Annotated in this window: 12 protein-coding genes; 6 read left to right on the forward strand and 6 right to left on the reverse strand. The window is 39.2% G+C overall.

Features of this window, described 5'->3' with window-relative positions:
* Positions 1 to 394: 394 nt before the first annotated feature.
* The 3 genes from J7338_RS19545 (at position 395) to adk (ending at position 3,982) form a co-directional block, all read left to right on the forward strand.
* Entirely contained in the window at positions 395 to 1,108 is a 714-nt protein-coding gene (locus tag J7338_RS19545; protein ID WP_210798640.1) for an RluA family pseudouridine synthase, read from the forward strand.
* A gap of 135 nt (positions 1,109 to 1,243) precedes the next feature.
* Complete coding sequence (gene htpG / locus J7338_RS19550) at positions 1,244 to 3,157, forward strand: molecular chaperone HtpG (protein WP_210798641.1); 1,914 nt, start codon at positions 1,244 to 1,246, stop codon at positions 3,155 to 3,157.
* 180 nt (positions 3,158 to 3,337) lie between these two features.
* Complete coding sequence (adk, locus tag J7338_RS19555; protein WP_210798642.1) at positions 3,338 to 3,982, forward strand: adenylate kinase; 645 nt, start codon at positions 3,338 to 3,340, stop codon at positions 3,980 to 3,982.
* Between the two features lie 70 nt (positions 3,983 to 4,052).
* Here the strand turns inward: adk and tpx are convergent, their stop codons facing one another.
* The gene (tpx, locus tag J7338_RS19560; protein WP_210798643.1) at positions 4,053 to 4,634 is read right to left on the reverse strand and encodes a thiol peroxidase; all 582 of its coding nucleotides are present in this window, start codon (positions 4,632 to 4,634) and stop codon (positions 4,053 to 4,055) included.
* A 170-nt stretch (positions 4,635 to 4,804) separates the two neighbouring features.
* Between tpx and J7338_RS19565 the strand changes: the two genes are divergently transcribed.
* Positions 4,805 to 5,809, forward strand: a complete 1,005-nt coding sequence (locus J7338_RS19565; RefSeq protein WP_210798644.1) for a response regulator — start codon at positions 4,805 to 4,807, stop codon at positions 5,807 to 5,809.
* A 4-nt stretch (positions 5,810 to 5,813) separates the two neighbouring features.
* On the forward strand, positions 5,814 to 6,779 hold the full coding sequence (locus J7338_RS19570) for a sensor domain-containing diguanylate cyclase (protein ID WP_210798645.1): 966 nt from the start codon (positions 5,814 to 5,816) through the stop codon (positions 6,777 to 6,779).
* Positions 6,780 to 6,904: 125 nt separating this feature from the next.
* Here J7338_RS19570 and J7338_RS19575 read toward each other — a convergent pair whose 3' ends face one another.
* From J7338_RS19575 to J7338_RS19595, 5 genes are all read right to left on the reverse strand, one after another.
* Positions 6,905 to 7,786 (reverse strand): universal stress protein, encoded by an 882-nt coding sequence (locus J7338_RS19575; RefSeq protein WP_210798646.1) that lies wholly within the window; start codon positions 7,784 to 7,786, stop codon positions 6,905 to 6,907.
* Positions 7,787 to 7,791: 5 nt separating this feature from the next.
* Entirely contained in the window at positions 7,792 to 9,306 is a 1,515-nt protein-coding gene (locus tag J7338_RS19580; protein WP_210798647.1) for a SpoVR family protein, read from the reverse strand.
* 21 nt (positions 9,307 to 9,327) lie between these two features.
* A complete protein-coding gene (locus J7338_RS19585; RefSeq protein WP_182740610.1) occupies positions 9,328 to 10,611 on the reverse strand; it encodes a YeaH/YhbH family protein in 1,284 nt (427 codons plus the stop codon).
* Between the two features lie 30 nt (positions 10,612 to 10,641).
* A complete protein-coding gene (locus J7338_RS19590; protein WP_210798648.1) occupies positions 10,642 to 12,564 on the reverse strand; it encodes a PrkA family serine protein kinase in 1,923 nt (640 codons plus the stop codon).
* Between the two features lie 179 nt (positions 12,565 to 12,743).
* Positions 12,744 to 13,325, reverse strand: coding sequence for a Fe-Mn family superoxide dismutase (locus J7338_RS19595; RefSeq protein WP_169021302.1), 582 nt, complete (start codon positions 13,323 to 13,325; stop codon positions 12,744 to 12,746).
* Between the two features lie 276 nt (positions 13,326 to 13,601).
* Between J7338_RS19595 and J7338_RS19600 the strand changes: the two genes are divergently transcribed.
* Positions 13,602 to 13,940 carry a Grx4 family monothiol glutaredoxin gene (locus J7338_RS19600; RefSeq protein WP_182740609.1) on the forward strand — a complete coding sequence of 113 codons (339 nt, stop codon included), beginning with the start codon at positions 13,602 to 13,604 and terminating at the stop codon, positions 13,938 to 13,940.
* Positions 13,941 to 13,949: the final 9 nt, after the last annotated feature.

The raw sequence follows: 13,949 nt of genomic DNA on the forward strand, positions 1-13,949 counted from the left end.
AAGAGAAACCCGTTACAGCAATGTGACGGGTTTTTTGTTGTCTGAAAGAAAATTAGAGCTCTCAGCTTTAAGCCGTCAGCTATCAGCCGCACACTGTCAACCTATACAATGCAGCGTGCCTTGAGTACCGCGAAACCCATGGATAATAGAACGCTACAACTAAGCATGAGCTTTTTCTTTCACATATTTAAATAAGCTTTAAAATAGTGCAATAAGAACTTTTCGTACTCATCGCTCAATTCTAGCGCTAATTATTTTGGTTTATGTACTAATACCAATCGACTTAAATATTTAACCATTCTAGCGAGCTAAATAAAGCGCTAACTCCATTTATCTGTCGCTATAAATGGTCAGTAACTTAACACGATTGGTATAAATCACAGTAAGGAATTAAATGTCTGATTGTAGCTCGAAACCTAAGATTATTGTCGATGACTTTATTGCATCGGTTTGTCATGAGCATGTGGATATTTTATATAAAGACGATGATATTTTATTGATCAATAAACCCAGTGGTTTACTGAGTTTATCTGGTAAAAATCCGGCCAATTGGGATTCTGTGCATTATCGTTTAGTGAATGGGCAGCCAGGTCTGACTGCCGCATTTCCGACAGCTAAATTGCCGCATCGATTAGACTATGGTACTTCAGGTATTATGATTGTAGGCCTTAACCCTGAATCAACTAAGCTCCTTAATAAGCAGTTTCAATCAGGGACAATAAAAAAACACTATATAGCCATGTTGGATGGCTGGTTATTAAATGACGTAGGTCAAATAAACGCTGCAATAGTCAAAGATAAATTACTCTTTCCATTAGTTAAAATTTGTAATATGACGGGTAAGTCTGCCGTCAGTGATTATTTAGTATTACAGCGCTTAACATCACCGCCGCGTACTTTAGTGCAATTTACCCCTGTGACGGGGCGTACACATCAATTACGTATTCACAGTCACAGTATTGGGCATCCAATTATTGGCTGTGATCTGTATAAAAACCAACATAGCCAACAACTGGCTGAGCGCTTACAATTACATGCCAGCGATCTGTTTTTTGTACACCCTCGAAGCTCCAAGCAAACGCACCTACATTGCCCACAGCCATTTTGATTGTAAGAAAAAACAACTTAACTTCCGTGTTTATCTTGCTATAGCTTACTTTTTTGCTCTTTTGACTTGAAGTTAACAAACCACGCCCCATATTAACTGCATAACGCAGACACTTTACAAATTGGAGATATATAAATGACTGCAGCACAAAAAGAAACATTAGGCTTTCAAACAGAAGTTAAACAATTATTAAACTTAATGATTCACTCACTTTATTCAAATAAAGAAATTTTCTTACGTGAGCTTGTGTCAAATGCCTCTGACGCGGCTGATAAATTACGCTTTTTAGCACTTTCAAATGGTGAACTGTACCAAGGTGATGCAGATTTGCGTGTGCGTATTAGTGCCGATAAAGAAAAGAATACCGTGACTATTTCTGATAACGGTATTGGTATGACCCGTGATGAAGTGATCAGCTCGTTAGGGACTATTGCTAAATCAGGCACAGCTGAGTTTTTCAAAAACTTAACTGGCGACCAAAGTAAAGATTCGCAACTGATTGGTCAATTCGGTGTTGGTTTTTACTCAGCATTTATCGTTGCAGACTTAGTGACAGTTCGTACCCGCAAAGCAGGTGAAGAAAAAGGCGTTGAGTGGCAATCACAAGGTGAGGGTGAGTACACTTTAGAAGAGATTGAAAAAGAAGGCCGTGGGACTGAAATTACTTTACACCTTCGTGATGATGAAAAAGAGTTTTCTGATGAATGGCGCCTACGTAGTATTGTAACTAAGTACTCGGATCATATTTCTACACCAGTACAAATGTACAAAGCTGAAGTGCCTGAATCAGAAGGTGAAGATGGCGAGAAAGTTCCAGCAGTCCCTGGTGAGTGGGAAAGCATTAACCGCGCTACTGCAATGTGGACACGTGATAAATCAGAGCTATCTGAAGATGAATACAAAGAGTTTTATAAGCATGTAAGCCATGACTGGGAAGATCCACTTAGCTGGGCTCACAACAAAGTTGAAGGTAAAACTGAATATACAAGCTTACTGTACATTCCTAAAAAAGCCCCATTTGATTTATGGAATCGTGACCGTCAAAGTGGCTTAAAGCTGTATGTACAGCGCGTATTTGTAATGGACGATGCTGAGCAATTTATGCCTAGCTACTTACGTTTTGTGAAAGGTTTACTTGATTCAAATGATTTACCACTAAACGTATCGCGTGAAATCTTACAAGATAACAAAGTTACGCAAGCAATCCGTAAGGGTTGTACGTCACGTACTTTAAAATTGCTTGAACGCATGGCGAAAAATAAAGCCGACGATTACCAAGTATTTTGGAATGAATTTGGTCAAGTGATCAAAGAAGGTCCAGCTGAAGATGCAGCAAACAAAGAAGCGATTGCTAAGTTATTGCGTTTCTCTTCAACACACACAGATGAAGAGGCACAAAACGTTTCATTAGAGCAATACGTTGAGCGTATGAACGAAGGACAAGACGCGATTTACTACGTTGTTGCTGATTCATTCACAGCAGCGAAAAGCTCTCCACACTTAGAGATCTTCCGTAAGAAAGGTATCGAAGTGTTGTTAATGAGTGACCGTGTTGATGAGTGGATGATGAGTCACTTAACCGAGTTTGCTGAAAAACCATTTAAGTCGATTACCCGTGGTGATCTAGACTTAGGTAACCTTGATGACGAAGAGACTAAAAAAGCGCAAGAAGAGTCTGAAAAAGAAGTTGCAGGCTTAGTTGAGCGTATCAAAACAGCACTTGGCGACAATGTTAAAGACGTACGCTTTACGCATCGCTTAACGGATTCACCAGCATGTGTAGTGGCTGATGATAACGACATGAGCTCACAAATGCAAAAGCTAATGGAGTCAGTTGGTCAAGCTGCTCCTGAAGCAAAACCAATTTTTGAGCTTAACCCTGAGCATCAACTTGTTAAGCATTTAAATGTTGAGCAAGATGAAGATAAATTTGCTCAGTGGTCACATGTACTGCTTGATCAAGCCTTGCTTGCAGAGCGCGGTACATTAAAAGACCCAGCAGGTTTTGTGACTCGTTTAAATAAATTAATGTTAGATTTGAGCAAGTAAGCATAGAAGAAGTCACATTTTTCATAAAAAAGGAACCTCGGTTCCTTTTTTTATGATTTGAGAATAATCAATTAGTATAAGTTGCTTGAGTATCGGCGGCGCTTATGGAAGAATTCAGGCTTTATAATAAATCATACTGATACGCTTTTTGTAAAATCAGTAACAACCGAGGACAATGATATGCGCATTATTCTTTTGGGCGCGCCGGGTGCAGGTAAAGGTACTCAAGCTCAGTTTTTGATGGACAAGTACGGTATTCCACAAATTTCTACTGGTGATATGTTACGTGCTGCAATTAAAGAAGGCACACCACTGGGTCTTGAAGCAAAAAAAGTCATGGATGCAGGTCAGTTAATTTCTGATGACATCATCATTGGCCTTGTGAAAGAACGTATCACTAAAGCTGATTGTGAGAAAGGCTTTTTACTAGATGGTTTCCCACGTACCATTCCACAAGCTGATGCGATGAAAGAAAATGACGTAGTGGTTGATCACGTTATTGAGTTTGATGTTGCTGATGAAATTATTGTTGATCGCATGGGCGGACGTCGCGTTCATCCTGGTTCGGGGCGTGTATACCATGTTGTATATAACCCACCAAAAGTGGAAGATAAAGACGACGTCACAGGTGAAGACTTAATTATTCGCGCGGACGATACTGAAGAAACAGTACGTAAACGTTTAGGTATTTACCATGAGCAAACAATGCCACTGGTTGATTATTATCAAGCAGAAGCTAAAGCGGGCAACACGCAGTATCATCGTTTAGACGGTACTCAAGCTGTTGAAGCTGTTAATCAGCAACTTGCTGAATTATTGGGTTAATAATTCAATCAATAAAAAAACCGCCGATTGGCGGTTTTTTTATTGTAGTAATGTACTTTAGCGAAATAAATTACAATGCGGTTAATGCAGTTAACACAGGATCATATGTTGGCTCTGTTGATAAATCAGCGACTAACTGCTTGTAAACAACTTTATGGCTAGTGTCTAACACAAACACGGCACGAGTCAGTAGCCCCATATCTTTGATGATTAAGCCGTAGTTTTGACCAAAGTCACGCCAAACTGAATCAGATAGTGCAGTGATTTTATCTATGTTCTCAGCCTTACAAAAACGCTTTTGTGCAAATGGTAAGTCAGCACTGATGGTTAGCATAGCGATATTAGGAAATTGTGATGCGACTTTTTCGTTAAAGTGCTTAGTTTGAATACTGCACACCCCAGTATCTAAACTTGGTACAACGCTAATTAAGATCGCTTTGCCTTGGAAATCGGCTAAAGTAACTGGCCTGAATGAGCCATCAACCACTTTAAAGTCTGGTGCTTTATCACCTAGTTTTACGCCTTGTCCTAACAAAGTGATTGGCTTAGATTGTGCAGATACTTTACCCGCATCAAGCGTATTTTCAGTTATGTCGGCCGCAAAAGCCATTGAACAAAAGGCACTTAAAGCAAAAGTAAGTGAACGGAGCATAAGGTATTTCCTTTAGAATTAACGCAATTAGCCTGAGTGTATTATAATCATTCATGGACACCAAGCGTTTAGTTTAAAATTGAAATGCATGGTTACATTGATTAACATAAAGCAGTAATAAATGTTTACCATTTTTACGAATAAAAAATAAGAGCAATCAGAGAGAAATTATGTCAACGTCGGTACTAATTTGTGATGATTCTAAGCTTGCGCGCCGTCAGTTAGCTCGTTCGTTGCCCGGTGATTGGGATATTAAAATTGAGTTTGCTGAAGATGGTGTGCATTGTATTGAACAAATTAAAGCGTTAAGCCCAGAAATTTTATTCCTCGATTTAAATATGCCACAAATGGATGGTTACGAAGTACTGCAAGCAATTCAAGAGCAAAACTTGGATATATTAACCGTTGTTGTCTCTGGCGATATTCAGCCTAATGCACATCAACGCGTAACCGAACTTGGTGCGATAGACTTTATTCAAAAACCATGTGATGCGCAAAAGCTTGCCGATATTATCGAACACCATGGAATTAAAGATAAAGCAATGCGCGAGCGACTCTCACATCGCTTAGGTGAGCAAGTTGACCCAGATGTTAGGGATATATACCAAGAGCTGACTAACGTGGCAATGGGTCAGGCTGGAGACTTATTAGCACGGCTATTAAATGTATTTGTTGAACTGCCTATTCCTAATGTCAATATTCTCGAAGTCAATGAACTTGATATGGCGCTGCGCTCAATTGATGCTAATGCAACAACGTCAGGTGTGTGCCAAGGTTTTATTGGTGGTGGTGTATCTGGTGAGGCGTTGTTACTCCTTAATGATTCTAGCTTTAAAGAAATAGCATCCTTAATGAATTATCAAGGGGAGCTCACTAACAAAATTGAGCTGGAGCTATTAATGGATATTAGTAATATTCTGATTGGTGCAATCTTAACTGGATTATCTCGTCAATTAGACATGACCTTTAGCCAAGGACACCCTGTGGTGTTAGGCCAACATTGTGATGTGACTGATCTCGTTAAAGCAAATAAATCACGCTGGCAACGTACTCTGGCAATAGAAATTAGCTATGGTATTGAGAACCACAATATTAACTGTGACTTGATGCTGTTATTTACCGAAGACTCACTAAAAACTTTGAAATACAAAGTTGCTTACCTATTAGAAGACTAACATTATGCCTGCTGCTGATTTTAATATGAATGAAATCCATTGGTTAATGGATATGTTTAATACCGTAGATGTTGGTTTGGTGGTGTTAGATAGGGACTATAAAGTATGTATTTGGAATGGTTTTATGGAAAACCATTCAGGTATGTTACCAAGCGCAGTAAAAGATAAAGATTTGTTTGATTTATTTCCATCAATTGATGAAAAATGGTTTCGTAGTAAGTCAGAGTCTGTGTTTATTTTGAAAAATCGCTCATTTACTATTTGGGAACAGCAACCATACATTTTTCGCTTTAAAAATTACCGTCCAATAACAGGTAAAGCAGACCATATGTTTCAAAACGCGACATTTATTCCTCTGTCAAATACGATGGGAGAAGTTGGCCATATTTGTATCATTCTTTATGATGTAACTGACATGGCGGTGAATAAAAAAGAACTTGAAGAAGTAAATCGTAAACTTGAACAAATGAGTCAAACGGACGCATTAACAAAATTGACTAATCGTGGTTATTGGGAAAGTAGCCTACGCAAAGAATTTCTAAGGATCAAACGCAGTGGTGGCTCGAGTGCTTTATTAATGTGTGATATCGATCACTTTAAAAAAGTAAATGATGAACATGGCCACCGTTGTGGTGATGAAGTATTGCGTAACATCGCTGATTTACTACGTAAGACCTTGCGTGAAACAGACATCGCAGGGCGCTATGGTGGCGAAGAATTTGCAGTAACGCTATTGGACACGGATCGAAAAGGTGCTGAAATATTTGCTGAGCGTTTGCGTTATTTAATTGAAAGTTCTTCCATTTCCTTTGACGAACAACAAATTAAAGTGACGGTAAGTGTTGGTTTTGCCTGTTTTCAAGATGAATTTGAGCGCTATGAAAAATGGATTGAAGCGGCGGATAAAGCACTTTACTTTTCAAAAGAAAATGGCAGGAACTGTATCACGGCGTATAAAGATTTGAGTTAATCTTGATGAGTATAAAAACCCTTCAGTACAATAATAAAGGTTCAACAACCAAGCCTAGGTTGCTTTGAATAGGCATAAAAAATGACGAAAAATGCGTCATTTTTTATGTCATCGTCAACTGCTATCTAGCATTCAGGTGGCAAAATAAGCAAGTCTGTTTTTAGTAAACGCATAACTTTTTCAGCAGTATTGCCAATTAACTTACCTTTTATACCTATGTTGCCTACTGAGCCCATGATCACAAGTCCCGCATTAAGCTTAGCTGCAATACTGGGGATCACTTGTTCGGCTAAACCCGCTTTTATATGGAGGTTATTTTTAAGATCATGCTCAATAATTAAATTACGTTGGATGACAGGCAGTTTCTCAAAAGCATTCAGTACTTGTTCGTCTGAAAATACGATGCCTAAGTCTCTTAAAATTGGGGAAACATGAACAGTATAACAAGGATAAAACTGACAGCCATAATGCTTGGAATAAGCTAAACCAGTTTCAATCATATCTTTGTTTAGTTTGTATTTAGTGGCTTTTTCGCTGCCTAAATCAAGTGCAGCTAACACATTCGTATTATTGCGCCAGGTATTATCCGCAGCTAAATAAAGCGGTAACGGGGTAAAGCGGATCAACTGCCAGTCAAGCTCACTAAATTGACACTGTTCGTCAATATGGCGCGTTTTTATCACCATCTCATAATTTTCAAAGTCACTCTCATTGGCTAACCATTGGTCAGGCGCTTCATGCCAAATAATATTTAATGAATAATCTGATTCTGACAATTCGCTTTCAAGTAATGGTATTAATTCATTTTTGAGAGTAGCCAACCTGGTATTTTGAATTACTTGCAGTTGCTCAGCTGGCGGCGAAAACAAAATATTACCTGCACTTTCATAAGCAAAGGCGACAATATCAATATGCTTTTGCTTACCAATTGCTTTGTGTTTGGCGTGCAAAATAGCTGTACGCGCAAATTCGACTGAATCAATTAGTACGAGAAGCTTTTTATCCATTCTATTCACTCTGTTGTATGGCGTGAATCATCTGATGGACATTGCCCGAGTATATTCAATTCGCCAGAGGTTGACTCTTGTTCCAGTTTTACCTTAAAGCCCCATAGTCTGTAAAGGTGTTTTAATACCTCATGGTGAGACTTTGCCAATGGAATCTCTTGATGTGGTACGTAGCGTAAGGTTAAAGAGCGATCGCCTCTAATATCAACATCATAGATCTGAATGTTGGGCTCGTGATTACTGAGATTATATTGTGCAGAGAGCGCAGTCCGTACTGCGTGATAGCCACTTTCATCGTGGATCGCACCAACTTCTAAATTCGGATCTTTTTCGTGATCGATAATAGTGAATAATTTAAAGTCACGAATAAGTTTGGGTGATAAAAATTGGCTAATAAAACTTTCGTCTTTAAAGTTTTCCATTGCAAAGTGCAGCGTATCTAGCCAGTTGCTCCCAGCATATTCAGGAAACCACTGTTTATCTTCTTTGGTAGGGTTTTCACAAATACGGCGAATATCCACCATCATATTAAAACCCAGCGCATAAGGGTTAATACCCGAATAATAATTACTATTGTAAGGGGGCTGATACACAACATTAGTATGACTTTGTAAAAACTCTAACATGAATGAGTCAGTCAGTTTCCCTTCATCATATAAGTGATTCAAAATAGTATAATGCCAAAACGTTGCCCAGCCTTCATTCATTACTTGGGTTTGCTTTTGAGGATAAAAATATTGTGAGATTTTACGCACAATACGAATTATTTCTCGTTGCCAAGATTCCAGTAATGGCGCGTTTTTTTCTATAAAATACAAAATATTTTCTTGTGGCTCTGAAGGAAAATGACGCTCGTGTTTTTTAGTTTCCTGCTGATGTGAAGGTATTGTGCGCCAAAGTTCGTTCACTTGTGATTGTAAGTAATCTTCGCGCTCTTGTTGGCGTTTTTGTTCTTCAAATAAAGATATTTGTTGTGGGCGTTTATAACGATCAACGCCATAATTCATAAGCGCATGACATGAATCAAGGAGATTTTCGACTTCATCAATGCCATGTTTTTCTTCGCAACGAGCAATATAATTTTTTGCAAATAATAGGTAGTCAATAATAGAGCTGGCATCAGTCCAAGTTTTAAATAAATAGTTACCTTTAAAGAACGAGTTGTGCCCGTAGCAAGCGTGCGCCATTACTAAAGCCTGCATTGGGAGGGTATTTTCTTCCATTAAATAAGCAATACAAGGATTCGAGTTTATGACAATTTCATAAGCTAATCCCATTTGTCCGCGCTTGTAATTTTGCTCAGTTTGAATAAATTTTTTACCATACGACCAGTGACTATAGCCAATAGGCATACCAACACTAGAATAGGCATCCATCATTTGTTCTGCGGTGATCACTTCAATCTGATTAGGATAAGTATCGAGGCGATAATGTTCAGCTACCCGCGCTATTTCGTCTTGGTATTGTTGTAATAATTCAAATGTCCAATCTGGCCCATCACTCATTCGTTTATTGGTCATATAAATACCTCGCTGTACAGCCTAGGCTGCCCCTTGGTGTTGACGACTCTTCTTGAATAACTCACGGAAAATAGGGTAAATATCTTCAACATTGCGTATATGTTGAATAGCAAAGTTATTATGAGTTTGACAAATATTTTGATACTCACGCCATAGACTCTGATGGGCGCGGGTAGTGATCTCAATATAAGCGTAATAGCGTATGGTACTGAGCAACTTGTTGCGTAAGATCTCTGAGCATTGGGGAGAGTCATCAGCCCAATTGTCGCCATCTGAGGCTTGTGCTGCATACACATTCCACTCGCCAGCGTTATAACGCTCGGTAATTATCTCATTCATTAACTTCAGTGCGCTGGAGACAATTGTGCCGCCAGTTTCTTGGGAATAGAAAAACTCCTGTTCGTCGACCTCTTTGGCTTGGGTATGATGGCGAATATACACCACTTCAATGTCTTTATAACTGCGGGTCAAAAATTGATAAAGCAAAATATAAAAACGTTTTGCCATATCTTTGGTTGCTTGATCCATCGAGCCCGACACATCCATAATACAAAACATCACCGCTTTACTCGTTGGGTGAGGCTGTTTTTCATAGTTACGAAAACGCAAATCGTAATTATCAATAAAGGGCACTGCACTGATGCGTTTTTGTAATGCGGCGATTTCTTGCTCCATTAATGCAATAGCAGCTATATCTGGTTCAGGCTCAGCCATTAATAGGCAAAGCTGTGCTTCAAGCTCTGCTAATTGACGCTTTTTACCCGCGCTCATCGCAACACGCCTTGCAAGTGAGCCCTGAAGTGAACGCACAATATCAATATTACTCGGCATACCATCACTACAAAAACCAGCACGATGCGTTTTCATTTGCACGAGTTTGTCTAACTGGTTTTGCTGTAAATTTGGCAGCTCTAAGTCTTCAAACAGTAAGTCTAGATACTCATCTTTAGAAATCGAGAAGACAAAGTCATCTTCGCCTTCACCAGAGTCACTCGCTTCACCTTCGCCGGCTCCACCACCTTGGCCACCTTGCGGGCGTTTAATTTTATCACCGGTTGAGAACTGATCGTTACCAGGATGAATTTGTTCTCTATCGCCCCCTTTACCTTGATGAAAAGTAGGTTCACCGATATCCCGTTGCGGAATTGAAATACTCTCACCGCTACTGGAATCAGTGACACTGCGTTTATTTATTGCATCTGACACCGCTTCTTTGATCTGTTTTTTATAGCGCCTGATAAAGCGTTGACGATTTAACGTGCTCTTATTCTTACCGTTCAGGCGACGGTCTATAAAATGCGCCATAAAGACCCCCTAAAAATACACAGCTGCGTGTTATTGCGATTTACGCACGCGTAAATACCACTCTGATAACAAACGAACTTGCTTTTGGGTATATCCTTTTTCCACCATACGATTGACAAAATCTTCATGTTTTTTCTGATCTTCTGCGGATGTTTTCGCATTGAAGGAAATAACAGGTAATAGTTCTTCAGTATTGGAGAACATTTTTTTCTCAATCACAGTGCGCAGTTTTTCATAGCTGGTCCACAATGGATTTTTACCGTTGTTGTGCGCCCGTGCACGCAATACAAAATTAACGATTTCGTTACGGAAATCTTTTGGATTTGAAATGCCTGCTGGTTTTTCAATTTTTTCAAGTTCGGCATTTAATGCTTCGCGGTTGAATAGCTGGCCGGTATCAGGGTCTCGGTATTCTTGGTCTTGGATCCAAAAATCAGCATAAGTGACATAACGATCAAAAATGTTTTGCCCGTACTCAGAATAGGACTCTAAATAAGCTGTTTGCAGCTCTTTACCGATAAACTCAACATACTGCGGGATTAAATAGCCTTTTAAGTGGCTTAAGTAGCGTTCTTCAACATCGGCAGAGAATTGCTCTCGTTCAATTTGTTGTTCTAACACATAAAATAAATGTACTGGGTTTGCAGCTACCTCAAGTGTGTCAAAGTTAAACACTCGTGATAAAATTTTAAATGCAAACCGAGTTGATAGTCCGGTCATGCCTTCATCAACACCAGCATAATCACGATACTCTTGATACGATTTAGCTTTCGGATCGGTGTCTTTTAAGCTTTCGCCATCATATACCCGCATTTTTGAGTAAACACTTGAGTTTTCTGGATCTTTTAACCGTGATAGCGTGGTAAATTTTGCCAATGTTTCCAGTGTTCCTGGCGCGCAAGGAGCATTATATAATTCACTATGTTCCAATAGCTTGTCGTAGATTTTTACTTCTTCAGATGCACGTAAACAATAGGGCACTTTGACGATGTAAACACGGTCTAAAAAGGCTTCATTGTTCTTGTTGTTTTTAAAGGTCTGCCATTCTGATTCGTTTGAATGAGCCAAAATCATGCCATTAAAGGGCAGTGCACTAATACCTTCGGTGCCATTATAATTTCCCTCTTGCGTGGCAGTTAAAAGCGGATGCAATACTTTGATTGGCGCTTTAAACATCTCAACAAACTCCATTAAGCCTTGATTTGAAAGACATAATGAACCGGAATAAGCATAAGCATCGGCATCGTTTTGAGCAAAATGTTCTAGTTTGCGAATATCAACTTTACCGACTAAAGCAGAAATATCTTGGTTGTTTTCATCCCCGGGTTCAGTTTTTGCAATAGCAATTTGATTTAAAATAGAGGGGTAGCGTTTTACCACTTTAAACTGGCTAATATCACCATTAAATTCAGATAAGCGCTTAGTGGCCCATGGTGACATAATGGTTTTTAAGTAACGGGGCTTTATTCCGTATTCTTTTGCCATCAGCTCAGCGTCTTCATTAGGATCAAATAGCGCCAACGGGTGGTCATTGACCGGTGAGCCTTTAATTGAGTAAATAGGCACTTGTTGCATTAAATATTTTAGCTTTTCGGCAATCGATGATTTACCACCGCCAACAGGTCCAAGTAGATAAAGCACTTGTTTACACTCTTCAAGGCCTTGCGCGGCATGTTTTAGATAAGAAACGATTTGTTCAATCGCGTCCTCCATACCGTAAAAATCATTAAAGGCAGGGTAACGTGCTACTACTCTGTTTGAAAATAATCGACTTAACCGTGCATCCTTTGAAGTATCGATCATTTTTGGCTCACCAATGGCCGCTAATAATCGCTCTGGTGCGCTGGCATAAGCCGATTTATCAGTTTTACAAATCTCTAAGAACTCAGCGATACTGTACTCTTCTTCTTGTGCCGCTTCGTATCGTGCTTGGTAATGCTCAAAAATACTCATGGAAACCTCCGAAAAACCTGCTTAAACTAGGTGCTTACAAATTAAAAAAGAAGCAAAGGTTATTTAAAGCTTAGTCACGAATTTGATTTTTTGTGCAATAAAATTAAAAATTTATGTTAGAAAACAAAAAAGACGCCGCAGCGTCTTTTAAATTGGGCTTGCTCAGAACGAGCAATCAATTATGCGAAGTTAGCGTTCGCGAATTCCCAGTTAACAAGCGACCAGAATGCTTTTAAGTAGTCTGGACGAACGTTACGGAAATCAATGTAGTAAGCATGTTCCCACAGGTCCACAGTCAGGATCGGTGTAACACCGTCTTGAGTTAGTGGCGTTGCTGCGTTAGAAGTATTAACGATGTCTAAAGAACCATCAGCTAATTTAACTAACCATGTCCAGCTTGAACCAAAGTTGTTTACTGCTTTATCATCAAAAGCTGCTTGGAATGCTGCAAAAGAACCCCATTTAGCATTGATAGCATCTGCAACAGCGCCTGTTGCTTCGCCACCGCCATTTGGAGCTAGGCTGTTCCAGTAAAAAGTATGGTTCCAGATCTGTGCTGCATTGTTAAATACGCCACCTTCAGAAGAACATACGATTTCTTCAAGTGATTTACCTTCAAACTCAGTACCTGGGATCAAACCGTTAAGTTTAGTCACATAAGTGTTGTGGTGCTTGCCGTGGTGAAACTCTAATGTTTCTTGTGAAATATGTGGCTCAAGTGCATTAATTGCATATGGTAGTGACGGTAGTTCAAATGCCATTTTTTATCTCCATCTTCTTTTGGTTGATAGTTCAAATAGTAATAGTTAATACCTGTTCAAACAGGGTAGTTACCTATACCAAATGAGATTATAGTGTTACTATAATTGTTGAGTATTTTACTCAAGTTTTAGCAAACAGCAATGCCAAACAGCAGTGCAAATGCAAGACTATTTCGATTGCGGCTTTATTTGCCCATTTTAAGATACATATATGAGGCTAAATGAAAATTTTTCAAGCCTTAGTATGTTCAGCTATCGTCACTTTTGAGGTTGTAGATGGAAACCATTGATAAAATTAAACAGCAGATTTCTGAAAACCCAATTATCCTTTATATGAAAGGATCGCCTAAATTACCAAATTGTGGTTTTTCTTCACAAGCATCTCAAGCATTAATGTCATGCGGTGAACCGTTTGCCTATGTTGATATTTTACTAAATCCTGATATTCGTGCTGAATTACCAGCATATGCTAATTGGCCAACATTTCCACAATTGTGGGTTGATGGCGAATTAATCGGTGGCTGTGACATTATCATTGAAATGTTTCAACGTGGTGAATTACAACCACTTATCACCGAAACAGCAGCTAAATATAAAGAAGCTGGCGCTGAATAACGGTTACTA

The organism is Pseudoalteromonas ostreae (assembly GCF_018069805.1).
Classification (GTDB): domain Bacteria; phylum Pseudomonadota; class Gammaproteobacteria; order Enterobacterales; family Alteromonadaceae; genus Pseudoalteromonas; species Pseudoalteromonas ostreae.

What these genes read in the sequence shown, in the direction of transcription:
- J7338_RS19565 (WP_210798644.1), top strand. Translation starts at nt 4,805, where the DNA reads ATGTCAACGTCGGTACTAATTTGTGATGATTCTAAGCTTGCGCGCCGT.
- J7338_RS19595 (WP_169021302.1), bottom strand. Translation starts at nt 13,325, where the DNA reads ATGGCATTTGAACTACCGTCACTACCATATGCAATTAATGCACTTGAG.
- J7338_RS19570 (WP_210798645.1), top strand. Translation starts at nt 5,814, where the DNA reads ATGCCTGCTGCTGATTTTAATATGAATGAAATCCATTGGTTAATGGAT.
- J7338_RS19580 (WP_210798647.1), bottom strand. Translation starts at nt 9,306, where the DNA reads ATGACCAATAAACGAATGAGTGATGGGCCAGATTGGACATTTGAATTA.
- J7338_RS19585 (WP_182740610.1), bottom strand. Translation starts at nt 10,611, where the DNA reads ATGGCGCATTTTATAGACCGTCGCCTGAACGGTAAGAATAAGAGCACG.
- htpG (WP_210798641.1), top strand. Translation starts at nt 1,244, where the DNA reads ATGACTGCAGCACAAAAAGAAACATTAGGCTTTCAAACAGAAGTTAAA.
- tpx (WP_210798643.1), bottom strand. Translation starts at nt 4,634, where the DNA reads ATGCTCCGTTCACTTACTTTTGCTTTAAGTGCCTTTTGTTCAATGGCT.
- adk (WP_210798642.1), top strand. Translation starts at nt 3,338, where the DNA reads ATGCGCATTATTCTTTTGGGCGCGCCGGGTGCAGGTAAAGGTACTCAA.
- J7338_RS19545 (WP_210798640.1), top strand. Translation starts at nt 395, where the DNA reads ATGTCTGATTGTAGCTCGAAACCTAAGATTATTGTCGATGACTTTATT.
- J7338_RS19590 (WP_210798648.1), bottom strand. Translation starts at nt 12,564, where the DNA reads ATGAGTATTTTTGAGCATTACCAAGCACGATACGAAGCGGCACAAGAA.
- J7338_RS19600 (WP_182740609.1), top strand. Translation starts at nt 13,602, where the DNA reads ATGGAAACCATTGATAAAATTAAACAGCAGATTTCTGAAAACCCAATT.
- J7338_RS19575 (WP_210798646.1), bottom strand. Translation starts at nt 7,786, where the DNA reads ATGGATAAAAAGCTTCTCGTACTAATTGATTCAGTCGAATTTGCGCGT.